The organism is Sinorhizobium sp. 6-70, from assembly GCF_030124375.1.
In the GTDB taxonomy this organism is placed as follows: Bacteria; Pseudomonadota; Alphaproteobacteria; order Rhizobiales; family Rhizobiaceae; genus Sinorhizobium.
The window spans coordinates 529,120-554,603 of the sequence record NZ_JASKLS010000002.1 but is presented as its reverse complement, the minus strand read 5'-3'; the positions used below and the strand labels follow the sequence as shown (position 1 = coordinate 554,603).

General features: G+C 59.5%; 22 protein-coding genes and 1 pseudogene. 22 read left to right on the top strand and 1 reads right to left on the bottom strand.

The features are described from left to right. Window positions 1–121: 121 nt before the first annotated feature. The 12 genes and pseudogenes from QN222_RS06325 to QN222_RS06270 all read left to right on the top strand — a co-directional run bounded on the left by QN222_RS06325 (window position 122) and on the right by QN222_RS06270 (window position 12,323). Window positions 122–1,069 carry a fatty acid desaturase gene (locus tag QN222_RS06325; RefSeq protein ID WP_284005314.1) on the top strand — a complete coding sequence of 316 codons (948 nt, stop codon included), beginning with the start codon at window positions 122–124 and terminating at the stop codon, window positions 1,067–1,069. Then, window positions 1,066–2,298, top strand: coding sequence for an FAD-dependent oxidoreductase (locus QN222_RS06320; protein WP_283961132.1), 1,233 nt, complete (start codon window positions 1,066–1,068; stop codon window positions 2,296–2,298). Before QN222_RS06325 ends, QN222_RS06320 begins: the two co-directional genes overlap by 4 nt. 15 nt (window positions 2,299–2,313) lie before the next feature. Continuing rightward, the gene (locus QN222_RS06315; protein WP_283961211.1) at window positions 2,314–3,420 is read left to right on the top strand and encodes a zinc-binding dehydrogenase; all 1,107 of its coding nucleotides are present in this window, start codon (window positions 2,314–2,316) and stop codon (window positions 3,418–3,420) included. A gap of 10 nt (window positions 3,421–3,430) precedes the next feature. After that, the gene (locus QN222_RS06310; protein WP_283961131.1) at window positions 3,431–4,321 is read left to right on the top strand and encodes an alpha/beta hydrolase; all 891 of its coding nucleotides are present in this window, start codon (window positions 3,431–3,433) and stop codon (window positions 4,319–4,321) included. Beyond that, window positions 4,269–5,210 carry a LysR substrate-binding domain-containing protein gene (locus QN222_RS06305; protein ID WP_283961130.1) on the top strand — a complete coding sequence of 314 codons (942 nt, stop codon included), beginning with the start codon at window positions 4,269–4,271 and terminating at the stop codon, window positions 5,208–5,210. The genes QN222_RS06310 and QN222_RS06305 overlap by 53 nt, the downstream gene beginning before the upstream one ends. A gap of 549 nt (window positions 5,211–5,759) precedes the next feature. Next, window positions 5,760–6,677: a sugar ABC transporter permease gene (locus tag QN222_RS06300; RefSeq protein WP_283961129.1), complete on the top strand. Its 918-nt coding sequence runs from the start codon at window positions 5,760–5,762 to the stop codon at window positions 6,675–6,677. Then, window positions 6,674–7,555, top strand: coding sequence for a carbohydrate ABC transporter permease (locus QN222_RS06295; RefSeq protein ID WP_284005312.1), 882 nt, complete (start codon window positions 6,674–6,676; stop codon window positions 7,553–7,555). The genes QN222_RS06300 and QN222_RS06295 overlap by 4 nt, the downstream gene beginning before the upstream one ends. A 29-nt stretch (window positions 7,556–7,584) precedes the next feature. Continuing rightward, window positions 7,585–8,931, top strand: a complete 1,347-nt coding sequence (locus tag QN222_RS06290; RefSeq protein WP_284005310.1) for an extracellular solute-binding protein — start codon at window positions 7,585–7,587, stop codon at window positions 8,929–8,931. Window positions 8,932–9,126: 195 nt separating this feature from the next. Further along, the gene (locus tag QN222_RS06285; RefSeq protein ID WP_283963754.1) at window positions 9,127–10,731 is read left to right on the top strand and encodes an arylsulfatase; all 1,605 of its coding nucleotides are present in this window, start codon (window positions 9,127–9,129) and stop codon (window positions 10,729–10,731) included. Between the two features lie 78 nt (window positions 10,732–10,809). Next, window positions 10,810–11,859 (top strand): sn-glycerol-3-phosphate ABC transporter ATP-binding protein UgpC, encoded by a 1,050-nt coding sequence (locus QN222_RS06280; RefSeq protein ID WP_283963753.1) that lies wholly within the window; start codon window positions 10,810–10,812, stop codon window positions 11,857–11,859. A 26-nt stretch (window positions 11,860–11,885) separates the two neighbouring features. After that, window positions 11,886–12,017 (top strand): annotated as a pseudogene (locus QN222_RS06275) (TIGR02186 family protein); the annotation flags it as partial. A gap of 36 nt (window positions 12,018–12,053) precedes the next feature. After that, window positions 12,054–12,323: a MurR/RpiR family transcriptional regulator gene (locus tag QN222_RS06270; protein WP_336621008.1), complete on the top strand. Its 270-nt coding sequence runs from the start codon at window positions 12,054–12,056 to the stop codon at window positions 12,321–12,323. A 135-nt stretch (window positions 12,324–12,458) separates the two neighbouring features. On the opposite strand, the gene QN222_RS06265 is transcribed toward QN222_RS06270, so the two are convergent. After that, window positions 12,459–13,415 (bottom strand): formylglycine-generating enzyme family protein, encoded by a 957-nt coding sequence (locus QN222_RS06265; RefSeq protein ID WP_283963752.1) that lies wholly within the window; start codon window positions 13,413–13,415, stop codon window positions 12,459–12,461. Between the two features lie 148 nt (window positions 13,416–13,563). Here QN222_RS06265 and QN222_RS06260 point away from each other — a divergent pair, with 148 nt between their 5' ends. From QN222_RS06260 to QN222_RS06215, 10 genes are all read left to right on the top strand, one after another. Continuing rightward, entirely contained in the window at window positions 13,564–14,502 is a 939-nt protein-coding gene (locus QN222_RS06260; RefSeq protein WP_283963751.1) for a LysR family transcriptional regulator, read from the top strand. Between the two features lie 231 nt (window positions 14,503–14,733). Beyond that, a complete protein-coding gene (locus QN222_RS06255; RefSeq protein ID WP_283963750.1) occupies window positions 14,734–15,648 on the top strand; it encodes an amidohydrolase in 915 nt (304 codons plus the stop codon). Continuing rightward, window positions 15,645–16,607: an alpha/beta hydrolase gene (locus tag QN222_RS06250; protein WP_283963749.1), complete on the top strand. Its 963-nt coding sequence runs from the start codon at window positions 15,645–15,647 to the stop codon at window positions 16,605–16,607. Before QN222_RS06255 ends, QN222_RS06250 begins: the two co-directional genes overlap by 4 nt. A 263-nt stretch (window positions 16,608–16,870) precedes the next feature. Then, the gene (locus tag QN222_RS06245; protein ID WP_283963748.1) at window positions 16,871–19,900 is read left to right on the top strand and encodes an FAD-binding and (Fe-S)-binding domain-containing protein; all 3,030 of its coding nucleotides are present in this window, start codon (window positions 16,871–16,873) and stop codon (window positions 19,898–19,900) included. 150 nt (window positions 19,901–20,050) lie between these two features. Next, the gene (locus QN222_RS06240) at window positions 20,051–20,962 is read left to right on the top strand and encodes a GlxA family transcriptional regulator (protein ID WP_283963747.1); all 912 of its coding nucleotides are present in this window, start codon (window positions 20,051–20,053) and stop codon (window positions 20,960–20,962) included. A gap of 159 nt (window positions 20,963–21,121) precedes the next feature. Beyond that, a complete protein-coding gene (locus tag QN222_RS06235; RefSeq protein ID WP_283963746.1) occupies window positions 21,122–21,775 on the top strand; it encodes an ABC transporter permease in 654 nt (217 codons plus the stop codon). Beyond that, on the top strand, window positions 21,775–22,878 hold the full coding sequence (locus QN222_RS06230; protein ID WP_283963745.1) for an ABC transporter ATP-binding protein: 1,104 nt from the start codon (window positions 21,775–21,777) through the stop codon (window positions 22,876–22,878). Before QN222_RS06235 ends, QN222_RS06230 begins: the two co-directional genes overlap by 1 nt. Further along, a complete protein-coding gene (locus QN222_RS06225; RefSeq protein ID WP_283963744.1) occupies window positions 22,875–23,612 on the top strand; it encodes an ABC transporter permease in 738 nt (245 codons plus the stop codon). Before QN222_RS06230 ends, QN222_RS06225 begins: the two co-directional genes overlap by 4 nt. 34 nt (window positions 23,613–23,646) lie before the next feature. Further along, window positions 23,647–24,534, top strand: coding sequence for a glycine betaine ABC transporter substrate-binding protein (locus QN222_RS06220; protein ID WP_283963743.1), 888 nt, complete (start codon window positions 23,647–23,649; stop codon window positions 24,532–24,534). A gap of 73 nt (window positions 24,535–24,607) precedes the next feature. Continuing rightward, complete coding sequence (locus QN222_RS06215; RefSeq protein ID WP_283963742.1) at window positions 24,608–25,474, top strand: nitrilase-related carbon-nitrogen hydrolase; 867 nt, start codon at window positions 24,608–24,610, stop codon at window positions 25,472–25,474. Window positions 25,475–25,484: the final 10 nt, after the last annotated feature.

Below are 25,484 nucleotides of genomic sequence, written 5' to 3'. Positions count from 1 at the left end.
CCTATCGGAACAATGAATTTTTCCCGCCGCAGATCAACCGGTAGAATAAGGCGAATATAACTCCGAGGTAGAGGACATCATGGAAGGAAATTCTTCAGCTAGTTACGCTGGCATTGGCGGCGTGGGAAGTAATATCTGGCCACTGACGGGGCCGGAAGTCGTCTCTCGCGAGAAACTCAAGGAACTGCGCGTACGGACGAATGGCCCTGGACTTTATAATCTTGCCGTACATGTTCTTGCTCTGGCGGTGACGGCGTCTCTCATTTATTTAGCGTCGGGTAATCCTTGGCTGCAGGTGCCCGCGATGCTGCTCTACGGAACGGTCATCGTACTGATGTTTGCGCCGTTGCACGAATGCTCGCATGGCACCGCTTTCCGGTCCCGCTGGCTCAACCATGTCGTCGGATTCGCGATCGGCGCGATCACCATGCGCCCATTCCTCTACTTCAAGTACCGGCACGCGGCGCACCACACCTATACCCAGCACGACGAACGTGACCCGGATATCGTGCCGTTCCCGACGAGCCTGAGGGAATATTTCTCGATGATTCTCGGCGCGTCGTTCTGGCCGAAGCTTGTCGGCACGCTGGTCCGCGGCTCCACGGGCAACTACAACGAAGAAGAAAAGACGTTCCTGCCCGCATCGGTACAGGGGCAGGTGTCTCTCGAAATCCGACTGCTGGTCCTGCTCTACGTGGTCATCGCCGCCGCCTCGATCTATTTCGCGAGCCCGATCGCTCTCATCTACTGGTTTCTTCCTCGGGTTATCGGGGAGCCGGTTCTGCGTGCGATCCGCATGGCGGAGCATACCGGTGCGGACGAGAGCCCCGATCTTCTCGCCAATACGAGAACGACTTTGGTCAATCCCATTATCCGGCAGTTGTACTGGAACATGCCTTTCCATGCCGAGCACCATCTTGCATCCTCCGTGCCGTTCCATGCTCTGGGCAAGCTGCATGACCATGTCGAGCCGCACCTGAAGCACGTCAGCAAGGGCTATATCCAGGTCCATCGGGAGATCCTCGGCGAGGTGCTCCGTCTCCAACGCGAAGCGCGGCGGGCGGCATGACAGGGTCAAATCTTCCTGTCGTGATCGTCGGGGCCGGACATGCCGGCGGCAGATGTGCCGAACGACTGAGGCATTTCGGCTGGCAGGGCAAAATCATTCTCGTCGGAGACGAGCCCTGCCTTCCCTATGAACGGCCGCCGCTTTCCAAAGCGGTGCTGCTCGAAGAGGCCGAGCCTTCGCCCTCCTTCGTGATCGATCCAGAAATGCTGGCGGCGCTCGACATCGAGCATGTGGCGGGCCAAGTCGTCCGGTCCATTGATCTGCGCAACAGGACAGTGCGTCTCGCTGACGAAAGGCAGGTCGGCTATGGCAAGCTGGTCCTCGCGACGGGGCTGACCCCGCGCCGGGTGCCCATGTTGGATGTGCTTGGTTCGCGCGTCTGCTATCTCCACAAGCTCGAGGAGGCTCGGACGCTCAGAAGTGCCATCAAGCCGGGTGCCAAGTTGCTGATTGTGGGAGCCGGCTTCATCGGTCTGGAAGTGGCCGCGAGTGCGCGCAAACTGGGCGCCGAGGTGACAGTCATTGAAGCTGCGCCGCGACCGCTCGGACGTGTTCTGCCCGCGCGCATGGCCGATCTGGTAACGGAACGTCATGAGCGCGCTGGCGTCAAAATACTCTGCAATGAGGCCATGGAGGAAATCGTCCAGACGCCCGAGCGGATCTCCATAACGTTGCGTGGCGGCGAGACGATCCACCCTGATCTGGTTCTTGTCGGTATCGGCGGCATGCCGAATGACGAACTCGCCCGGTCAGCGGGATTGCAGGTTGGCAACGGTATCGAAGTCGACGGTCACTGCCGCACAAGCGACCCGGACGTCTATGCGATCGGCGATGCCGCCTCGCACCGCAATCCCCACTACGACCGCCGCTGGCGGCTCGAATCCTGGATGAATGCCGAAGAAATGGCGTCGAACGCGGCGAGAGCGATATGCGATCAGCCGCCGAACGAGGCCTCCGTGCCGTATTTCTGGACCGACCAGTTCGACCGCCGATACCAGATCGCCGGGCTGCTGGAGCCGCAAGCGGAAATCTACGAGCAGGGCGTCGCCGGCGAAAGCGGCTATCTCGCCTGTTTCGTGGTGGACGGAAAGCTGAGAGGGCTATTCGGTATCGATGCCGGCAAAGCCTTTCGAAAGGCCCAGAAGCTGTTCCGCGGCGGCGCCGTAGCGACCCGCGACGAATTGCGCGCCGCCGGATTCCTGGCTGCCCGTGAAACTGCCGATGCATGAGGTGAACCGATCATGATCAATTCGCAAGCGGCGATCTGCGTGGCGCCCAACGAACCGCTCGAAGTCGATACGGTGACCGTCGATGGCCCCCAGGCGGGAGAGGTACTCGTCGAGATCGTGGCGAGCGGGCTCTGCCACACGGACTTGACTGCCCTTGAGGGGATCAATGCGAGCAGTGTCTATCCGCTGATACCGGGCCATGAAGGTGCAGGCCGGGTGGTCGAAGTCGGCAAAGGCGTGACGAGCCTCGTGCCCGGCGATCACGTCATTCCGCTCTACGGCCCCGAATGCGGCGAATGCAGCATGTGCCGTTCGAAGCGGACCAATCTCTGTTGGACCATCAAGCCGACGCGGGACCGTGGCGTCATGCCCAACGGGTCGCCTCGCTTTCGGCGCGGACGGGAAGCCGTCCATCACTTCATGGGGACGTCTACGTTTTCGCGCTATACGGTTGTGCCTGAAATCGCGCTGGCGAAGATACGCAAGGATGCGCCGCTCGACAAAGTCTGTCTGTTCGGCTGCGGCGTGACGACCGGGGTCGGCGCCGCGCTCGCACATGTGCGCGAAGGCGACGCTGTCGCAGTGTTCGGACTCGGCGGCATCGGCGTGAACATCATACAGGGCGCAAGGATCGCGGGTGCCTCGCGGATCATCGGCATCGATATCAGCCGCAGCAAGACCGAGCTCGCAAAGATCTACGGGATGACCGACTTCATCGTCCCCGGGGAGGACGTGCCCGATCCGGTAGCCGCAATCAGGGACCTGACTGCAGGTGGTGTCGATGTCGCTTTCGAATGCACCGGCGTGCTTAAGGTCATGCGGCAGTCTCTGGATTGCTGCAAGCCGGCCTGGGGCACGAGCGTGCTGCTCGGTGTCGAGCCGGCGGGTGCCGAATTGTCGTTTCCTCCCGTACAGGTGCGGTACGGAAAGTCTATCCTGGGCAGCTATTTCGGCGGGATAAAGGGACGAAGCGAGCTGCCCGCACTCATCGATCGCTTCATGCAAGGCGAAATCGACATCGACAGGCAGATTACCCACCGCTTGGTGCTTCGGCAGGTCAATGAAGGCTTCGACCTCATGCGAAACGGCGTCTCGGTGCGAAGCGTCGTGATGTTCGAGTAGGACGGCTGGCGTGGCACGGCTGGACGAACCAGATTACGTTTTCCGCGACCGCCATCCGGAGCGCCGCGATGTCTATGCGCTCTACGATAAAGAGAGCGAGCGTATGCGCAGAGAGGCTTTCTGTCTGCTCGATCTGCCCTATGGGCGTCATCCGCGCATGACCTTCGACCTCTTTCCGGGCGAAAACGATGCGCCCTTGGCGGTTTTCTTCCATGGCGGCTATTGGCAGAGCCTGGATAAGCAGCGCTTCAGTTTTGTCGCAGGGCCGCTCTTGGCACGAGGTTTTTCGGTCGCCTTGCCGAACTACCCGCTCGCGCCCGAGATGCCGACCGAAGCGATCGCCGCCGCTGCGAGGTCGTGTCTGCCGGCGATTTTCGCGGCGGTCACTCGACAGGCCGGATCGCCGCCGTCGTCATTTCTGACCACCGGACATTCGGCCGGCGGGCATCTTTCGATCTGGGCAGGCATGCATGCCTCGGAGGATCCCGTCGTCGCGTCCGTTCCCTTCGCGGGGATGGTGCCGATCAGCGGCATCTTCGATGTGCGACCGCTGGTCGGCACCAGTCTGAACAAGGCGCTGAAGCTGACAGTTCGCAGGGCCACAAGGCTCAGTCCGATCCACCATGAGCTGCCGGAAAACCAGTATCGTATATTCGTCGGTGCGGACGAAACCCTTGGTTTTCTCCGGCAGGCGGCGCATTTCACCCGTGGTTTGCAAGCTGCTGAACACGATGCAGCCTTGTTCGAACTGACTGGACTGAACCATTATACAATTCTAATGGATCTTCTTTCCGCGAACTCGGCTATAGCTCGAGTGCTTGAAGGGATGGTTGGCATGGGGGGAGATTGTGCCGGCAGGCGAGACGATTACAAGAAACAGAATAAACTACGTCAACTTTAACCAGCTGCGCTCGTTTTACGCGGTTGCGCGCGAGCTGAGCTTCACCAAGGCGGCCGAACTGCTTTGCATAGGCCAGCCGACCGTGACTACTCAGGTGAAAGCGCTGGAGGAGACCTATAATCTTCAGCTCTTCGTCCGCGGGCCGAACGACCTCACTCTGACCGATGCAGGCGAGGCGCTGCTCGCGGTCGCCAGACAGATATTTTCCCTTGAAGAGCGGGCGCATTCGCTGCTGAACACGGTCGGCAACCAGTTCGCAGGTCGCCTCCACATCGGTACGGTCGGTCCCTTCTTCGTGATGAAGCAACTGTCCAAATACATCGACCGCTATCCGCTCATGCATGTGACCGTGGAGAGCGCCAACTCCGACTCCATATATCAGAAGCTGCTGAATTACGAAGTCGATGTCGGCATCATCGGCAGCGACTACAGTGATCCGCGTCTGGACCTGGTCTGTCTCGGCAAGCACGAAGTTGTCATCGCCGTTCCCGTCTCACACCCCTGGGCGCATCGCAGCCAGGTCAACATCGAGGAACTCGATGGCCAGCGGCTCATTATGCGCGAGAAAGGGTCGATGACCCGGCGTGCGCTCGAGGAGGTCCTCGCCGCAAACAGCATCCGCCCGAACGTCGTCATGGAATTGCCGCGCGACTCGGTACTCGAGGCGACGGCGGCTGGATTGGGCCTCGGCATCATCTCGAATTTCGAGTTCTCGCGGGACCAGAGGCTTCGCACCTTGTCGATCGCAAGATACAGCCCGTGCACGCGCTCGTTCGCGGCCTGTCTCAAGGAGCGGCGGACGCTCCCTTCGATCGATGCATTTATGAAGATGTCCTCGGAGCTGGTGGCCCAGTCACTGGATGCGGACTGCTCGAACAACAAGTCATAGACGAAGCGGCGGCAAACACTGGGTCGCCATCGCGACGTCGCACCTTTGCTTGATGGGCGCTGCCGCTTCCGGTTTTTCAAGCCAATCGCGGAAAGACGTGTTGCTTGAGCGCTTGCGGGGAATGACATGATCAACGTCGGTGAGTCCGCCAACTACCGATATAGGAAGAGCACCCCGCCTGTGAACGATGGCAAGTGGCTCTAAGCAGCCGGCCTCGTGCTCGTTCGCCAACGCACCGGTTCGGCCACGGGCGTCATGTTCATCACCATAAGGATGAAACCGGATCGCCACTCATGATCGGCACGGGAAAACGGACGCCCGCGCCATACTTTTTGGCCGCGCTCCGCCATGCGCCAGAGTTATGACTTTTGTCAAGAAAAGCATTTCAGATTATGGCGACCGTGCTGCTAGCATCATATTTGGGAGCGAAGTTGGAGGAAATGGAATGCCCGGAAGACACCGAACGTGCGTTGAAATCGCAGAAGGGGCACCCGAACAACAGTCCCCTCCACGTGGGCGTGCACGTAGGTGACAGAGGCATTTGACGACATGGCATCGACCCTTGGACGCCGGTCCAGCTTCTTCGCTAAGGCCGCCACAATCCCCTTTCTGATTTTGATAGTCGGGTTCGGTGGCTACTCCTGGGCGCAGGTGGTGGTCATGGCATTTTCCCACCTCCGGATCGAGTCGGGAAACTTTGTATGGACGCCGGCTGGGCTGGATAACTTTCGAGACATTCTGACCAACGAGGTGGCGCTGTACTCACTTGCGGTCACGACCATCTTTGTGGTCGCAACGGTCGCCTTGTCAGTTGTGTTTGGATTGGTAATGGCGCTCCTTGTCCAACGGAGTCAGCGTCTAAACCGCATCTCGCAAGTTGTTTTGTTGTGGCCGGCGATCGTGGCGCCCGTGGTGGTGAGTCTCATCTGGCTCTTGATCCTGAGCCCGAATATCGGCGTCCTGAACAAACTGCTCGATACGGTGATGCTTCCGACACAGGATTGGCTTGGCACGGAGGTCGGTGCGATCGTCGCCATCATCATCGTCGATGTTTGGCATTGGACGCCGGTTGCATTCCTGATGCTGTACACGGCCCTCTGTGCGGTAGACGAAGAAGCCGTTGAAGCAGCGCGTTGCGATGGCGCCAACGAGTGGCAGGTTATCCGCTACATCAAGATTCCCATGCTCATGCCGGCAATTCTCGGAACGATCTTCATTCGTGCCGTCATGGGGGTCAAAGCCTTCGACGAGATGTATCTCTTGACTGCCGGCGGCCCCAACAGTGCCACGACGTTGGTATCGCTCCATATCCGCGACGTCTTCTTCGATCAGTTGAACTACGGCTACGGCTCCGCCTTCAGCGTGCTGATCGTCGCTCTGATGTCCTTGATAATCGGTGTGGCGCTTGTCGTTCAGCGCCTGCGCCGCAACCGACCGTTCTCCGCTGCCCGAAAGGTGCAACCATGATCGTTGGAAGCCACGCCATCACGACTGAAACCCTTGCCGGGGCGAAGCTCCGTCGGCGCAAGAGCCTGGTTGACGTATCGTGCGATGCTGTTCTGGCCTTGCTGCTGCTTGTCTTCGTGGCCCCCATCGCCTGGATGATCGTACTTTCCTTCCAGTCGGATCGGGCGATCATCTCCATGTTCTGGGAACTGGATCTGACACTCGCCAACATCGCCGGCATTCTGGCGGAGGATCAGCCTTTCCGCGCACAGCTCGTAAACAGCATCGCCATCGTGGCAGGGACGGTCGCTTTGTGCGGCACAGCGTCCACGCTTGCGGCCTATGGCCTGTCCAAGCTGAAGCTTCCGTGGTGGCTGAACGCCAGCGTAGGTGCCTCTTGCGCCGTGGTTCCGCTGCTTCCACCAATGGCGCTCGTGCCGGGCTTCTACGTGACGTTGATCCAGACGGGCCTGCTAGGCTCGCTCACGGGGCTCATCATTCTGAATACGATCCTCAATCTGCCGTTTGCCACCGTGCTCATGAAGATCGGCTTTGATGAGGTTCCGCCCGCCCTGCAGGAAGCGGCCTCGATCGAGGGCGCGGGCGAGGCGCGGACCTGCTGGACGATCATGCTTCCGCTCGTCGCGCCAAGCCTGATCACCAGCTCGCTCTTCACGGCCATCATGACGTGGAACGAGTTTCTCATGGGGCTGACAATGACATCCGGTGGCACCACCTCGCCGCTGTCCGTAGGGATCGCCTCCCTCGTGCAGCCGTACGAGGTGCGATGGGGACAACTCGCCGCCGTCGGCAGCCTCGCCGTGGTGCCCATCATGGTCGCCAGCGTTCTGGCCAGCAAACGGATCATCGCCGGCATGACGCGCGGCGCTGTCAAATAAATAGACCGATTGATCACAGGGAGGAACAGATGATCAGGCGAAACGAAACCTCGTGCCTATCCTTGACCCGACGCCAAGTCCTGAAAGGTATGGCGGCTGCCGGAGCGGTTGGCGTGTCAGGCTTTCCCGGGCGAAGCGTAGCCTCGGGCCCCGTCAAGGAACTCATCGTGCTGACGGGTACGACGCCGTGGCTGCCGGCGTACCAGAGGGCTGCGGCGGCTTATGAAGCGGAGAGGGGTGTCAAGATTACCTTCCGGCCTTTCCCCTATGGGGGGATGCGCACCCAGATGACGAATGCGATCCAGAGCAAGAACGCCGCCTTCGACATTTTTCAGCTGGACGAGCCCTGGACTGGCCAGTTTTACGACAACGGCTGGGTCAAGCCGATCGATGAGATCCTCGAGGGATTCAAGCTTGACCCGAACATTCTGACCTATGACAACCTGCCTCTATGGGATAGGCAGCAAAGACGCAGCGCGTCCGGCGGTCGGGTGATGGGTCTACCGATGAACGGCAACGTCGACCTCTTCGTATATCGCAAGGACATATACGAAAAGTTGGGGCTTAAGGTGCCGCGCAGCTGGGACGAGGCTATCGAGAACGGAAAGAAGGCCGTCGAAGCCGGCGAGGTGAGATACGGATATGTCACGCGCGGCCAGCCGACGACTGGCGGTCAATCGGTCAGTTACGAGTTCATGCATGTGCTCTACGCCTTTGGCGGCGACTGGTTCAAGGCCGATGGCGCTTCGCTCGTGCCGACAATCAACAGTGATGCGGCCAAGGCGGCTGCAACGACATTCCGCCGGCTCCTGGAACTTGGACCGTCCCGGTCTCAAACCGTCGGACAGGCGGACTGCATTGCGCTGATGCAAAGCGGCCAGGCACTGCAAGGGCACTTTGTCGCTGCCGGTATGCCGCAGCTCGAGGACGAGGCTCGGTCCTCGGTCGTTGGAAAATGCGGTTACACGGTCGTGCCCGCGGGCTCGCTCGACAATCCTGTTCCGGCAAGCGGTGTCTGGTCCCTTTGCGTGCCGGCCGGGCAGGCGCCGGAACGGCAGCGCGCGGCCGCCGAATTCATTGCCTGGATGCTGGAAAAGAAACAGCAGGAGGTTTTTGCAGGCAGCGGCGGTATTCCGACGCGCAGGGATGTTGATGTCTCGGGTGCTGGCCCGCTGCGGCCGATCATGGAAGCAGCGCGCGATTCCGCGCCCCTTGCGCGCGGCTCGATCCGCTATGTTTTCTCCGCCCAGATGCTCGAAGCGGTCGAACCTGTCTTGGGTCAGATCGGCTCGGGCGATCTCGAAGTGGCAGCCGCACTGGACGAGTTGCAAGGGAAGCTCGCGGAGATTGCCAAATCGAGCGGCTTCGCAAAGTAGCGGGCGTATGATCATCTGGTGGGGCCGGTTCGCCCGACGGGATGCGATACCGGCCTCACCAAATCAGCCCTACTGAAGAGAACCGATCCGACGTCCTTCAACTGCCGGTTCGCGGACAGGCAGAGCCGCCTTGACGTGCCCAGAACTTGACGCCGGATCTCTCCGGCAGTGACGTAACCAACTGAGAGAACCTCGATGACCAAGCGCCCCAATATTGTCCTCGTACTTGCTGATGACATGGGTTTTTCCGACCTCGGCTGCTATGGCGGAGAAATCTTCACCCCGAATTTGGACAGCCTCGCTCGTGACGGCGCGCGCTTTTCGCAGTTCTATAACACCGCGCGCTGCAGTCCGTCGCGTGCCTCGCTTTTGACGGGCCTTCATCCGCACCAAACCGGGATCGGCATCCTCACAAACAATGACTTGCCGCGTGGATACGCAGGGAACCTCAATCGCCGTTGCGCGACCCTCGCGGAAACGCTGAAGGTGGCTGGATATTCGACGTGCCTGTCAGGGAAATGGCATCTGGCGACCGACATGCACACGCCGAACGATACCTGGCCAACGCGGCGAGGCTTCGATCGCTTCTTTGGCACGTTGACTGGCTGCGGCAGCTTCTACACCCCTGGTACCCTGACACGCGGCGAAAGCGACGCTACGGCGGAAGCGCTTGACCCCACGTTCTTCTATACGGATGCCATCGCGGCGCATGCGGCAGAATTCGTTGAGGAGCAGGCCGCCGTCGGCAATCCGTTCTTCCTCTATGCGGCCTTTACCGCGCCACACTGGCCGCTTCATGCGCCGGCGGAGGACATTGCTCGTTATGAAGGGCGTTTCGACGAGGGCTGGGATGCGCTTCGCGAGAAGCGCCTGAAACGGCTCGTCGAAGAGGGAATTCTCCCGGCCGATACCGCGCTGAGCGAGCGCGACCCCACACAGCCCGCTTGGGCCGACACCGAAGAGAAAGCGTGGCAGGCGAGGCGAATGGAAGCCTACGCGGCTCAAATCGAGGGCATGGACCGCGGCATCGGCAAGATCGTCGAGGCGCTCAAAGGCAGCGGCGTGTTCGAAAACACGCTCTTCATCTTCCTTTCCGACAACGGGGCATCGCCGGAGGACTTGCCGCAGTTCGACGTGGAGAAATTCATGCAGCGAGCTGACATCCTTCCGAGGGCAACGCGTGACGGGTGGCCGATGCGCGTCGGCAATACGCCGGACATCATTCCGGGTGCGGAGGATACCTACGCCAGTTATGGCCGCGCGTGGGCAAACCTGTCCAACACGCCGTTTCGCTTTTACAAACGTTGGGTACATGAAGGCGGCATAGCAACCCCATTGATCGTTCACTGGCCTGCCGGAGGACTTGAGAGTGGGGCAATCCTCGATGTGCCTGCTCAGCTTGTCGATATAGTTCCGACGGTTCTGGAGGTGACCGGGGCCAGCTATCCGCCGCCGGCTCTCGGCCGTGAGGTTGCGCCGCTGGAAGGGCGAAGCCTGCTGCCCGCATTGAAGGGCGAGACGCTTCCCGAAAATCCGCTTTACTGGGAGCACACAGGCAATGCCGCGATCCGTATCGGCCGGTGGAAGCTCGTTCGCGAAGAGCCCAATGACTGGGAGCTCTACGACCTTGCGGTCGACCGCACCGAACTCAACGACCTTGCCGCGAGCAATCCGGAAATCGTGGCCGATCTTGCGGCCAAGTGGCAGGCGTGGGCGACACGGGTGGGCGTCATTCCCTGGGACGTCACCGTCAGTATTTACGTCGAGCGCGGCCTGCACCCCACCTGGGCGGCCGGTTAGTTATTCGCGACGAACTGAGGCTGATCCCTGATCGCGCGATCAGCCTCCCCCGTTCGCCTGTCAAGGAAAGTTATAACGATGGCCTCAGTCGAAATTCACAATGTCAAGAAGTCCTATGGAACGCTGCAGGCATTGCACGGCATTTCCATTCAGATTGAAGACGGCGAGTTCGTCACACTCGTCGGTCCGTCGGGGTGCGGGAAGTCGACCCTTCTCAGGATGCTGGCCGGCCTTGAGGAAATCAGCGGCGGCACGATACGCATCGCCGATACCGTTGTTAATGATCTGCCTCCCAAAGACCGCGACATCGCGATGGTTTTCCAGAACTACGCGCTCTATCCCCATATGACAGTTGCGGAGAACATGGGCTTTGCGTTGAAGCTCAAGAATGCAGACAAGCGGGAAATCAACGTCAAGGTCGAGCGGGCCGCAAGAATCCTCAATCTCGACAAGCTGCTCGATCGATATCCGCGCCAGCTTTCCGGGGGGCAGCGTCAACGCGTCGCCATGGGGCGGGCGATTGTGCGTGACCCTAAGGTCTTCCTGTTCGACGAGCCGCTCTCAAACCTCGATGCGAAATTGCGCGTTTCCATGCGTGCAGAGATCAAGGGGCTACATCAGAGACTGGGCACGACAACCGTTTATGTGACGCACGATCAAGTGGAGGCGATGACCATGGCCGACAAGATCGTCGTCATGCGGGATGGAGCCGTGGAGCAGATTGGTTCACCGCTGGAGCTCTATGACAGCCCGGTCAACATGTTCGTCGCCGGCTTTATCGGATCACCGGCGATGAACTTTCTGACGGGAGAAATTCAGGCGGACGGATTTTTCGTTGGCGACGTCCGCTTTCCCCTTCCTGAAATAGCGTCGGAGTTGCGTGGCCGCCGCGCGATTTACGGTATTCGACCGGAGCATCTAAGCATTGCCGAAGATGGTATCGCCGCGCAAGTTCAGGTGGTGGAGCCGACCGGTTCTGAAACCCACCTGGTGCTCGAAGTCGATCGTCAGGAGGTCACTTGCGTCGTGCGTGATCGCCTGGAGGTCAAAGCCGGCGACGAAGTCCGGCTGTCACCCGATCCGAACCGCATCCATCTGTTTGATCCCGCTGATGAGCGGCGCCTTTAGCCGGGGCCTTGCCCTTCGAAGAAATGGTGATGAAGACCGGTTTCGAGGAGATGATCTCGAATGCCGCCCACAACTATTCGCTCGCCTATGGCGGATCGGCGGTGCTTCTCGCCGTCATCACGGGATGGATCGCGAGCGCAGCGTTCGGCCGGGCGTAGCAGCCGTCGCCGTGTCTATGGAGCAAGGAGTGGTTCGTGAACTGTGGAAACAAGCCCCCGGGAAGCTGGGAAGAGTTGCATGCGTGCGTTGCGGGAAGGGGCTGCGTCTTTCCAAGACAGCTTGCCGTGCTTGCGGAGTTTACGTTGCGGTATCCGGATATCGTAGCCTTCGGGACCTGTTCCTCTATCGCGCGTCGTGCAGGCGTTTCAGCGACGACGGTATCACGACTGGCGAATTTCCTGGGTTACCGATCATTTCGGGATTTCAGGAAGATGTTTCGTGACGACCTCGCGCGCAATCAATAGCACAGGTTTGTGTCGCTGTAGCACTTTGAATTGCTGCATGTCTCTGTCCCTAAATCGAGGTCGATTTAAGGAGACATGCATTAGGACAAGTGCCGAAAGGCACCTGGAGCACCCCGATATTCTCCGTGGGGCTGGTCACGTGCGATCGTAAGCAAGGCGGAAGCCGATATGCCCGGTCGAGGTATCGGCGCTATGGCCCATTCGAGCGGCGATGCGGTAACGGTAGCAATAGCTGATGTGGCATAGATAGGATCCCCCCTTCAAAAGACGCTCGTTGCTTTTGCGCGATGCAGCGTTTCGCGCTTTCGCCGCGCGTGCCAGGGACCGAACATGGAATGTGTCAGCACACCATTCCCAAGTGTTTCCGCACATGTTGAAGACCCCTGTCGGATTTGCCTCGAACGCGTCCACGGGAGCCGTGCCGCCGTAGCCGTCGGCGAGCGAGTTAAAGTCCGGAAATCGCCCCTGCCAGATGTTGCAGTAGATGTCCTGATCGCTGGGTTCCATGTCGCCCCACGGATATTTCGCGTCCGCTCGGCCCGCTTTCGCTGCGTGCTCCCATTCAGCCTCCGTAGGTAGCCGGCCACGAGCCCACTGTGCAAAGGCATTTGCGTCGTTCCAGGAGACGTGAACAACCGGATGCCGATCGCTTGCTGTCAAGCTGCTGCCGGGACCGCCTGGTGTGCGCCATGTGGCACCATCAACCCGATGCCACCATGGCAACCCGATCGGTCGCGAGGTCAAGGTTCGCGGAGCAACGAAATCCTTGAACACAAAACTCCAGCCGAAGCGCTCCGCATCCGTGACATAACCCGTCTCCGACACGAAGCTGGCGAAACGCTCGTTTGAAACGGCATGTCTATCAATGCCATACGCTCGGACGCTCACCTTGCGCGCCGGGCCTTCTCCATCGGCATCGATAACCGGCTTATTGGTGCCGACGAATGCTGTTGCGGCATCAAACCAGGCTATGTCTGTGCCAGCGGTCGGAGCAGCTGGAGCGGACGGTAGGATTCGCGCCGACGCGTCGCCGCTTTTCTCGCGTTGCGGTAAGCTACAGCAGCTTCGCTGATTTTCAGATCTGTCTTCCATGTTGCTCCGCGGCCGAGAGTCCTCCGAAGGGGGCCGACCTCTATGCCGGCGCCGCCGCACGCGAGGCGAGGGTGCCTATTGCGCGATCCTAGCGATTACAGGCTATGCTGCAAAATACTTAAAACGTGAAAAACGATACGGAGGAGTTATGGATCTGCTGCGCAACGTCGGCCTGCTACGGTCCTTCTTGATCGTTGCGAGAGAAGGAAATGTGACCGCAGCTGCCGAAAAGCTCGGGATCAGCCAGCCCGCTCTTACGAGAAACATCCGGCGTCTTGAAGAGGAGTGCGGGATTACCCTGTTCGATCGGCATACGCGGGGAGTGTCCCTCACGGTGTACGGTCAGGCCCTTCTGCGCTACGCGCAGATGATCGAGACGGAATGCCGATTTGCATCCTCCGAGCTCGAAGCGTTGCGCAGTGGCCATCGTGGCCATTTGAGGATTGGAGGCGGCCCATTCTGGGGCGGTACATTGCTGCCGAGGGCCCTCGTGACGCTGCACCAGCGATTCCCGGCCGTTCGCACCACGCTTGATGTCGGGGTCAACACGATCGTTCATCCAAAGCTGTTTGCCGGCGAGCTCGACCTTGTGGTTTCGGCCAGTCCGCATGACCTTTCCACGCTTCCGGATCATATCGGGTTTTTTCCACTCATCACGATCGAAAGTGGCATATTTGCACGCGAGGCACATCCCGTGTTCGCGCAGGCTCCGCTGAACATAAACAAACTGTCGGAGTTTCAATGGGTTTTGTATCAGGCCGACACCGATGCGATTGAGCGTCTAAGTGCATTTCTAAAGTCGATGGGTATGGGGCCGCCAAGGATAGCGATTGAATCCAGCTCGTTGATGGCTGTTGTCGAGCTTGTGCGAGCCGGTGATTTCCTGGCTTGTCTGGCTGCGCCGTTGTTTGGAAGGTTTCGCGATATCGGCATTCGCCAGATACCGACAGAGCGCGAGATTTGGAGCTTCGACGCGGGAATTCTCTACCACAAGGCTATAGAGACCACTGCGCCGTTTGAAGTACTGAAGCGCACGCTCTTGGATCTAGTAACAAGTATCGGCCTTAAAGCCAAAGATCGGCAATGAGCGTTGGCTCACGGAGGCTGGCAGTTCGAGTCCCTCAAGGCGAGGCTGTTTTCCCGACGCAAGTGCGCTGAGATACTGATGCTGATCGAGGGAGGTGACAGTTCGCTCTCCGGCCAAGCCCGCGTTTCGCTGGATCGTGAAATGGCGAAGTTTTGATATTAGTCGTCGGGTTGTAAGGCCGCGGTGGAACGGCTCTGAGATATCGTCTCCCACAACATAGGGAGCGAGATCATGACGGAAACAGGCACTGTAATTGATGGGCATGTCCATTTTTTTACAGCCGCAGATCTCGCCCGCGTAGCAGGTCAACTGCCTTATACCCTCCCGGATCCTCACACGCTAACCGATTACCTCGCGGGCCTCAAAGATAGCGGCACGATTCCGACGCTGTTAAACAACGTCCATCTGAGCATACTGCCGGACTCAGCTAATGTTTTTGCATCCTTTGAGGAACTGGCGGCCCTTACGAGGCGGGAGCCGGAGCGTTACGGTTCGGTACGGCTGGTAGGCACGATAAAGGCCGATCCCGCTTATGCGGACGCCGAACACCTGTCGCACCCGCAGGTGGTGGGTGTCCGCATTGTCCTCCATGACGCGCCGCCCGATCGCGTCTCCAGCGATGCATTTTCCAGCGCAGAATGGAAAGCGCTGTTCGGCCGGCTGCGACCGGATCAGCATGTCCATGTCTATGCGCAGGAGGCAGAGACCAATCTGCGTGTTCTGCGTCAGATTCCTGCAAGTGTGCGCGTGCTCATCGATCATCTGGGTACTTGCCATGCCGAGCGTGGGATTGATGAACCGGCCTATCGGGCGCTGCTCGCTGAAGCAAGGCGGCGCGGCAACGTCTGGTTCAAGGGGCCGGGCTACCGCACCTCGATTGAGATAGAGACCGCGCTACCGTTTGTTGCGGCGATCATCGAAACGCTCGGTCATGGGCGGCTGCTTCTACAGGCGAGCGATGCGCCTCACGTCGGGACGGACGCCGAGGGCCGAAACTTTGCCGCCCATTTTACTGCCGCGTCAGCTCTTCAGTTCACCGAAAGCCTTGCACAGGCCGCAGCGCAAGTGACGGGCATTCCCGCCGATCGGCTGCTGCGCCAGGCGGCCGATGAAATTTTCCCTGTCCTAAAGAAAGCGAAGCCATGACGGACATCATTGTCGAAAATATCACCTTTGCCGTCGCCTACTGCGATGCAAGCCTTACCTTGGCCGGTCGCGTTTTCCGGCCCGCCACGCCGGACGCGGGCTTGCCCCCGGTCGTGTTCAACTCCGGATTTACCGGGGGTGTGTCCATGTATGGTCAACTATTCGGCCGCGCATTGGCAGAACGCGGCTACCGGGTCATGACCTATGATGTCGCCGGCTTCTTTACCAACAAGAATGTGCGCAACACGGCCGCGCAGGATGGAGTCACCGTCACGAATGTCAGCCTCCAGGACCAGAAGGACGAGGTGCTCGGCGCTGTAGCCTGGGCACGCAAGCAGTTTGGTGCCATGCCTGTGGTCGCGTCCTGGGCCATGGGCTCGCTCGCAAGTCTCGCGGCTATTGCTGAGCTCGCCAAGGCGGGCGGTCCGCAGGTCGCCTTCTGGGTGCCGATGAGCTACACCAGCATCGCAGCGCTACAGGATCTGCGCGCCGACAAAACCGCAGCTGATGCTGCCATCAAGGCCTTGGCCGACAATGCCGCAATCCCGCCTTTCGATACCGGCACCGAGGCGACGAAGCTCGGCTACTACCCGCTGGATCCCGCAACGCAGGGCTATGTCGACCAACAGCTTGGCGGCTATACCGAAGCAGGCGGTGTGGATCGCTGGCCAGGCTGCAGCCATGTCACCGCAAAATCCTACAAGGAATACGTGGCCTTTGACCCGGAAGCAGGCCTTGCCGGTGCGAAAGGCTTCCCGCCCGCATTGATCGTCCATGGTGCCGACAATACCTTGCATATGCCGGAGGAATCCATTCGCCTGCACAAGGTCTATCCCGGCAGCGTCGGCGACCAGCCGCTGATCGTCGAGGGAATGATGCACGGCCAGCAGAACCAGGCGGATCATCCGGTGTTTCGCCAGTTGGTCGACACCATCGACCGATCGATACGCGCCGCCTAATTCGGTCAACCGTTGCACGGTCTCACCTACTGCATGTTTCCTTAATCGTAGCCGATTTGAGGATAAAAACATGCAGCAACTCAAAGTGCTACAGCGTCCTTGGCGCGTCCGATTGGACGCGCGGCGCTGTAGTGCATGTCGCCCGAAAGTGCGCAGCCGTTTCGGGACAACGACATGCATGAAAACAAAAACCTGAAGCATGTCGCATGGCTCCGATTGAATGCGACGTGCTTTAGAGACCGTGCAGATTCCAAGTCTACGCCATGATCCCCAAGCTGACATCTGAACCCGAACCATTGCCGCTCTATGCGGCTTTTTGCGCTGAGCTTCAGGTGCGGGGTTTTACTGGAGACCTGTCGCTGAGACCTGCAGATCGGGTTGTTCTTGCGACCGACAATTCGATCTATCAGTTGCGCCCCGAAGCGGTGGCCTTTCCAAAAAATCGCGACGATCTGGTGCGAATCGCCAAGCTTCTTGCTGAGCCGGGCTTCGCCAAGGTCGTCGTCGCACCTCGTGGCGGCGGCACGGGCACGAATGGCCAGTCCCTGAACGGCGGACTGGTTGTCGATCTGTCCCGTCACATGAACCGGATACTGGAAATCGATCCGGTCCGCCGCACGGCCCGGGTGGAGACGGGGGTGGTCAAGGATCAGCTCAATGCTGCGCTGAAGTCGCATGGTTTGTTCTTTGCGCCGGAGCTCTCGACATCGAACCGGGCTACCATTGGCGGCATGATTTCGACTGACGCCTGTGGTCAGGGCTCGTGCCTGTACGGGAAGACGCGTGATCATGTCTTGGAGCTGACGACGGTGCTTTCTGACGGCACGGTTTGGCGATCCAACCCGATGGATGAGACCCAACTCGCCAAGGTCAGCGCCAGGGGCGATCTGCCTGGGGCGATCCACAGTGTTGTTGACCAGTTGCAACGGGCCCATGCCGTGGAGATCGCTGAGCGATTTCCCAAACTCAATCGCTGCCTGACCGGCTACGACCTTGCGCATATTCGTCGGGATGACGGACGCTTCGACCTGAACTCGATTCTTTGCGGTTCCGAGGGCACGCTCGGCTTTCTCGCTGAGGCCGTGCTGAACCTCTTGCCAATCCCTGCTCACGAGGCCTTGGTCGTGCAGCGCTACGACAGTTTCGATGCGGCCCTGCGCGATGCGCAGGCGCTGATGCACTATAGCCCCGCCTCGATTGAGACGGTGGACTCAAGGGTGCTGGCACTGGCGCAGGGCGACCCGATCTGGGAGCAGGTACAGCGCTACTTCCCTGATGACGGCGCTGGGCCCGTAAAGGGCGTCAATCTGATCGAATTCGTCGGCGACAGCGAAGACGGCGTAGAGAATGCCCTGGCGAATTTGACCCGCCATTTCGATAAGTCCGAAGGACAAGCAGGACGGCGCGGTTATACCACCGCGCGCGGAGCGGCAGAAGTGCGGCGCCTTTGGGACATGCGCAAGAAGGCCGTGGGCCTCCTTGGGAATATGAAAGGCGAAAAACGCCCGATCGCGTTTGTCGAGGACACCGCCGTTCCGCCTGAGAACCTTGCAGATTTCATCGCGGAGTTTCGCGCTTTGCTCGATCGCCGTGGCCTGGATTACGGGATGTTCGGCCATGTGGACGCGGGCGTGCTGCACGTCCGCCCGGCGCTTGATATGAAGGCCGAAGGGGCGGGAGGCTTGGTTCGCGAGATCACCGAGGAAGTCGTCGCCTTGACGCGTCACCATGGCGGCTTGCTCTGGGGCGAACATGGCAAGGGGATGCGGTCGGAGTTTTCGCCGCAGGTTTTCGGGTCACTTTATCCGGTGTTGCAAGCGGTGAAGGCCGCGTTCGATCCGCGCAACCAATTCAATCCCGGCAAGATTGCTGCTCCAGCGGATGAAGCGCTCCTGCGGATCGATGGCGTGCCCACAAAGGGGTCGCATGATCGCCAAATTCCACCTGCGGTCCGCGTCGGCTATGACGAGGCGCTTCACTGCAACGGCAACGGTGCGTGTTTTTCCTGGGACCCGGACGAGGCGATGTGCCCCTCCTGGAAGGGAACGCGCGATCGCCGTCATTCTCCGAAAGGGCGTGCGCAACTCATGCGAGACTGGTTGCGCCGTCTCGCCGACGAGGGTGTCAATCCGCTTGAGGAGGCGCGCGCGCTGCGCCGTGTTTCGCCATGGCGCAACTTCCCGGCCCGGCTGATGGCGACGCTGCGCCGTGACAAGGGGGATTTCTCGCATCAGGTCCATGAGGCGATGTCAGGCTGCCTCGCGTGCAAATCCTGCACCGGCCAGTGTCCGATCAAGGTCGATGTACCAACATTCCGGGCGAAATTTCTGGAGTTGTACCACGGACGCTACCTGCGGCCGCTGCGTCACCATGCGATCGGGCGTCTGGAACAACTTATGCCGCTGATGGCGCAGTTTCCCCGCCTGGTGAACGCTCTCACCGGCTCGGGTCTCCTGCGGCTGCTCGGGTTGGTTCATACGCCAAAACTCTCATATCTCAGGCTTTCGCATGAATTGCGCCGACGTGGGGTGGGCATAGCGACGCCCGCAGTTCTCTCGGCACTCACTCCGGATGAACGGGCGGCCAGCGTCGTAATCGTACAGGATGCCTTCACGAGCTATTACGAACCCGAAGTGCTTCTGGCGGTTCTGGACCTCCTGCGACTGATCGGTATCCGGCCGTGGCTCGCTCCCTTCAAACCGAACGGAAAGCCGCTGCATGTTCATGGGTTCCTGGGGGAGTTTGCGCGGATCGCAGCATTGAACAGCCAGGACCTCGGCGCGCTTGCTTCGACCGGCGTCGAATTGATCGGCATCGATCCCTCCATGACCCTGACCTATCGCTCCGAATATCCGGCTGCGCTGCCCGGTCAGGCCGTCCCCAAGATTGGCCTGATCCAGGAATGGCTGCTGGCGCGCCCCGAAATTCTGCCTCATGTCAAAAGACCGCGTGAGTTTCGGTTCATCCCACATTGTACGGAGCGGAGCACGGCGCAATTGGCGGTCGCTGCTTGGCAGAAGGTGTTCAGCACCTGCGGTCTGGCCCTGAAAGTCGAGTCCGCAGGCTGCTGCGGCATGGCGGGCACGTTCGGCCATGAGGCCGAACATCGCAACGTTTCGGAGCGGATCTACAGCCAGAGTTGGGCTGTTCATGTCGCCAACGCGGGACCCGCACCATTGCTGGCAGACGGATTCTCCTGCCGGGCACAGGCGGCCAGTGTTGACGGTGTGCAGCTGTCCCATCCCGTGCAGGCACTATTCGCCGAGCTACGCCAAACCCATACGGCCTCTTGATCAGTTCACATTCCGCGGAGGATTAGCTAGATTCCCGGCATTCGGCTCAAAGGACCGCGGGTAAGGAATTATGACGAGATGATGCGGCATGAATTGAGGGATCGAGAGCGTCCAATACGCGTCGGTCTTTTGCTGTTGCCGCAGTTCTCGATGATGGCGCTCGCCTCGGCCAGCGAACCCCTACGTGCGGCGAACCGGCTATCAGGCCGCACGCTTTATGAGTGGAGTCTTCTTTCAGAAGATGGCGGGGTGATCAGTTCGAGCAGCGGCTTCGATACGAGCACCGCCTCGATTGATGAGGCGCCGCCTTTGGACCGACTGTTCGTCGTGGCCAGTCTCGATATCGAGACTAAGCGCCCGAAGAAAATCTTTCACTTTCTTCAGCGGCTGGCGGTCAGCGGCATGCCGCTCGGGGCGCTCAGCACCGGCACATTCATCCTGGCCCGCGCGGGCCTTCTGCTCGGCAAGCGCTGCACTCTTCACTGGGAATCGATCCGCCAGTTTGCCGAGGAATTTCCTGACATCGAAGTGACACGCGAGTTGTATGTCCGTGACGGGAATCGCTGGACTTGCGCCGGCGGCACGGCGGCCATCGACCTTATGCTGGCGCAGATTTCCGGTGACCACAGTATCCAGCTCGCGGCCGATACGGCGGAACAGTTTCTTCATACCCGTATCCGGGGCCCGGAAGAGCACCAGCGAATGGCGATCCAGTGGCGCTACGACATTCACGATGCACGCGTCGCCGCCGCCATTGCCTGCATGGAACAGAATCTCGAATATCTCGTCCCGATAGATGAGGTCGCCAAACGCTGTACTCTCTCAATGCGACAGCTCGAGCGGCTCTGGCACCAGCATTTCGGAATGACGCCACAGCGGTTCTATTTGAACGTTCGCTTGAACGAGGCCCGCCGCCTCCTGAGAGAAAGCACGGAAGCGATCGCCTCGATCGCGCTTCGTTGCGGGTTCGTTTCAGCATCACATCTAGGCAGCGCCTATCGCAGCCTTTATGGCCACAGTCCTGGTGAGGAACGTCGGAAATCCGACAGCACCCAATGCTAAATGCGAAGCCTAAAACCTCGATCGGCGGGCTATCACCACCCGTGCGCATCAGCGATGGCGGATTTTTGATACTTCTCGTCGAACATTAGGTTCGAATGCCGGCGCGCTTTGCTTACTGTCTCCGAAACCTCTTAAAAGAAGAGGAGGGAGGACACATGTATGGAAACTGTTCATTTCATCGGCGATAACTTGCCGCTGATCTGGTTTCGCATGATCGAGCACATCGTGCTGGTGGGCGTTGCTGTTGCGATCGCGATCCTGACAGGCGTGCCGATCGGCATCTTCATCACCCGAAGCCAGGCCGTTGCTGATCGCGTGCTCTACGTCGCTGCAGCCATGATGACGATCCCGTCGATCGCACTTTTCGGCATGCTCATTCCGATACTTTCGACCATTGGCCAGGGTATCGGCTTCCTGCCCGCCGTTATCGCGCTTGTTATCTACGCTCAGTTGCCGATCATCCGTAACACCTACACAGCGATCATGAATGTCGATCCGTCGTTGCGGGAGGCCGCTGTCGGGATGGGCATGACATTCCCCCAACGCCTCAGGCACGTTGAGTTGCCGATAGCCCTCCCGGTCATCATCAACGGCGTTCGAAATGCCGTTGTGCTCAACATCGCTGTAGCGGCCATTGCGACATATATCGGTGCCGGCGGGCTTGGGACCTTCATATCTCGAGGCATCAGCCAGACCGATCCGCGCCAACTGGTGACGGGCGCGATCGCCGTCAGTGTTCTCGCCATCCTCGCAGACTTCGCGCTGCTTGCGCTCAGGCGAACTCTCACCTCTCCAGGCTTGCGGATGAACTGATGATTAGACTTGACCGCCTCACAAAAGTATTCGGCTCCACCACCGCTGTGGACGGCGTGAGCATGGAGGTCCCGGCTGGCGCTGTGTGTGTCCTGCTTGGCCCGTCCGGCTGTGGCAAGACAACCACAATGAAAATGATCAACCGGTTGATTGCGCCGTCCTCCGGAAAGATTTTCATCGACGGCCGCGACACCTCGATGTTGGACGCGGTCACGCTACGGCGCTCGATTGGCTACGTTATCCAACAGATCGGCCTCTTTCCCAACAAGACCATAGAAGACAACATCTGCGTCGTTCCAGACCTTCTTGGATGGGATCGGAAGAAGTCTCGTTCTCGTGCAGCGGAACTGCTCGAACTGGTCAACCTCGATCCTGCCATTTTCCTGCGCCGCTACCCCAAGGAACTATCCGGTGGTCAGCAGCAGCGCGTGGGCGTGGTGCGAGCGCTTGCGGCAGATCCGCCCGTGTTGCTGATGGATGAGCCGTTCGGTGCGATCGACCCGATCAATCGGGAAGTGATTCAGGACGAGTTCATGAAGCTCCAGGCCGAACTCAAGAAGACCGTCGTGTTCGTCAGTCACGATATCGACGAGGCCGTGAAGATGGCAAGCCATATCGCCATTTTCCGGGATGGCAAGCTCGTCCAGTTCGACAAGCCGGATACGATCCTTGCAAATCCGATCGATAATTTTGTCGCCGACTTCGTCGGCAGCGATAGGACGCTGAAGCGACTTCGGCTGCTGAACGTCAAGGACGCAATGCAACCGGCGCCGGTCAGCGTCGTCGCCGGCGATTCGCTCGAAACCGCGGTTTCCAGGATGGAAGCCAATGACCATAGCACGATCGTCATGGTCGGCCCGCAAGGCCGGGCGCGCGGGTTCCTGCACCTGAACGAAATTCGCGGCAAGAAAGGCAATGTCGGCGACCATGTCGAGGCGTTGCCAGGGCTGATCAACATCGAGGACGACTTGAGAAACGCAGTATCGGTCATGTTCTCGCATGGCGTGACCTGGCTCGCCTGTGTCGATCACGACGGATTCTACAAGGGCTATGTGACTCAGCGCGGCATCACCCAACTTCTTGGCGCGAGTTACCGCGAATGAATACGATCACACGCTCTCCTCTGGCATCCTATGGCAGGCTGACAACCCTGGTCGCGATATTCGCACTCGGCGCCTGGGCGGCATCCTCGGGTCTGCTCAACGCGATTTTGAGCTACTGGGGTGATATCGTCTATCTGGCCGGCCAGCATCTCCAGCTTGTATTCTATTCCTGTGCTCTGGCTCTCGCGATCGGCCTGCCGCTCGGGATTGCGTTGACCCGCAAGCCCTTGCTTTATCATGCGGACGCGATCACTCAGGTCATCAATCTTGGGACAACGATCCCAACGCTCGCCGTGCTGGCGCTCGCGATGACATTCCTTGGAATTGGCGCACCATCCGCGGTGTTCGGCCTCACGGTTCTCACACTTCTGCCGATCGTGCTCAACACCATCGCAGGGCTCAGCATGGTTCCGCGTCACCTCATCGAGGCTGCCTCTGGCATGGGCATGACCGACAGCCAAATCCTGTTTCGCGTGGAGTTGCCGAACGCCCTGTTCGTCATCCTGGCCGGGGTCAGGACGGCAATTGCGATCAACGTCGGTACCGCGCCCCTTGCCTTCCTCGTCGGTGGCGGCGGGCTAGGAGAATTAATCTTTACCGGCATTGATCTGATGGATTCGTCAATGCTGCTCGCTGGCGCGATCCCAACCGCGATCCTTGCCATCGTCGCTGATTTCGTCATCGGCCAATGTCAGTACTGGCTGATACCCAGGGGAGTAAACCCGCTTCGTTGAACGGGCGCACATTAACTAGAAAGGGGAATACAACATGAAGAAACTGGGATTGACCTGTCTGGTCGCGGGAATTGCGTTCGCCATGACAGCAGTCGTCGCCACCGCCAAGGACGTCGTCGTCGGCGGCAAGAACTTTACCGAGCAACAGATCATGGCCGAGATGACGAGCCAGCTCCTGCGCGCGAAGGGGTTCACGGTCGACAAGCGTGACGGCCTCGGCACTGCACCGCTGCGCCAGGCCCAGGAGGCCGGACAGATCGATGTCTATTGGGAGTACACCGGTACGTCGCTGATTACCTTCAACAAGATCACAGACAAACTCGATGCGAACGCGACCTACGCGAAGGTCAAGGAGCTTGACGCCGCCAAAGGCCTCGTCTGGTTGAATCCCTCCAAGGCCAACAATACCTATGCGATCGCGATGCGGAAGGACGACGCGTCCGCCAAGGGTATTTCGACCCTGTCGGAACTCGCTTCAAAGATCGGCGGCGGCGACATAATCACCTTCGGGTGCAACGCTGAATTCTATGCTCGCGCCGACGGTCTCAAGCCACTGGAACAGGCCTACGGCTTCGAGTTCGGACGCGAGAACGTAAAGCGAATGGATACCGGCCTCGTCTACCAGGCGCTTCGGGACTCCCAGATAGACACCGCCCTGGTCTTCGCAACGGACGGCCGTGTTCCGGCCTTCAATTTCGTGGTCCTCAAGGATGACAAGGGATATTTCCCGGACTATGCGCTGACGCCGGTTATCCGCAAAGAGGTGCTCGACGGTTCGCCGGAACTGACGGAGATCCTCAACGGCCTGTCCGCTAAACTGGATGACGCGACGATGGCAAAACTCAACGCATCTGTCGATGTCGACAAGCGAACAGTGGAAGACGTGGCGACCGAATTCCTGAAATCGCAAGGCATGATCTAAGAACACCCATCGTGAACAGTCGCCCCAACGAGACGTTGGGGCGATGTGCGATCAGATCAAGTTGGTGAACCTTATGTCCAAGCTCACGGTTGCGGCCGCACAGATCGAAAGTGCCCCAGGTGATATCGCCGCCAATATCAACCTTCATCTTGCAGCGATTCACGATGCAAAATCCCGAGGAGCGGATCTGGTCGTCTTTCCCGAACTTTCGCTGACGGATTATCTTTCAGCGCCAGACGTAAACGAGCTCGGTCGGTCGGTGCGCGCCCCCGATGTCGGCACCATCGTTGATGCGTCACGGCAAATCATGATTTCGTTCGGCCTTATCGAACGGGGTGACGACGGCCTCAACTATAATTCGCAGGTTATTGCTGCCGGCGGGAAAATCTTGCACGTCCACCGCAAGATCAACATCCCCACCTACGGACTTTTGCGGGAAGGGGAGTTCTATACCAAAGGTTCAAACCTGACTTTGGCCGAGTTAGGCGGTCAATGGAAAGCGGCTACCTTGATATGCGCCGACAGTTGGTCGCCTGCATTGCCCTGGCTGGCTGCACTCAATGGTGCAAACTTGCTTATTCAGCCAATCGGCTCAGCTAGAGGCGTCGTCGACGGTGGTTTTGACAATCCGCGCGGCTGGGATATCAACCTGCGGCATACGGCGATGACCTATAGTTTACCGACAGTCATGGTAAACCACTGCGGGCGACGGGCGAGCCTCGATTTTTGGGGCGGTTCACGTATTCTCGACGAGAATGGAGTAGAACTGGCGCGCGCTGGGGACGCTCCCGCATTGTTGTGTGCGGAACTCGATTTGGCGAAGGTGATCCCGGCGCGGAGCAATCTGCCTACGGTGCGAGACTCCGATCCTGTGTTTGTGCATGCTGAACTCGGCCGATATCTGACGGACGGAACGGTCGCAAAGCTATATGATCCTTGATGCGGGCTTC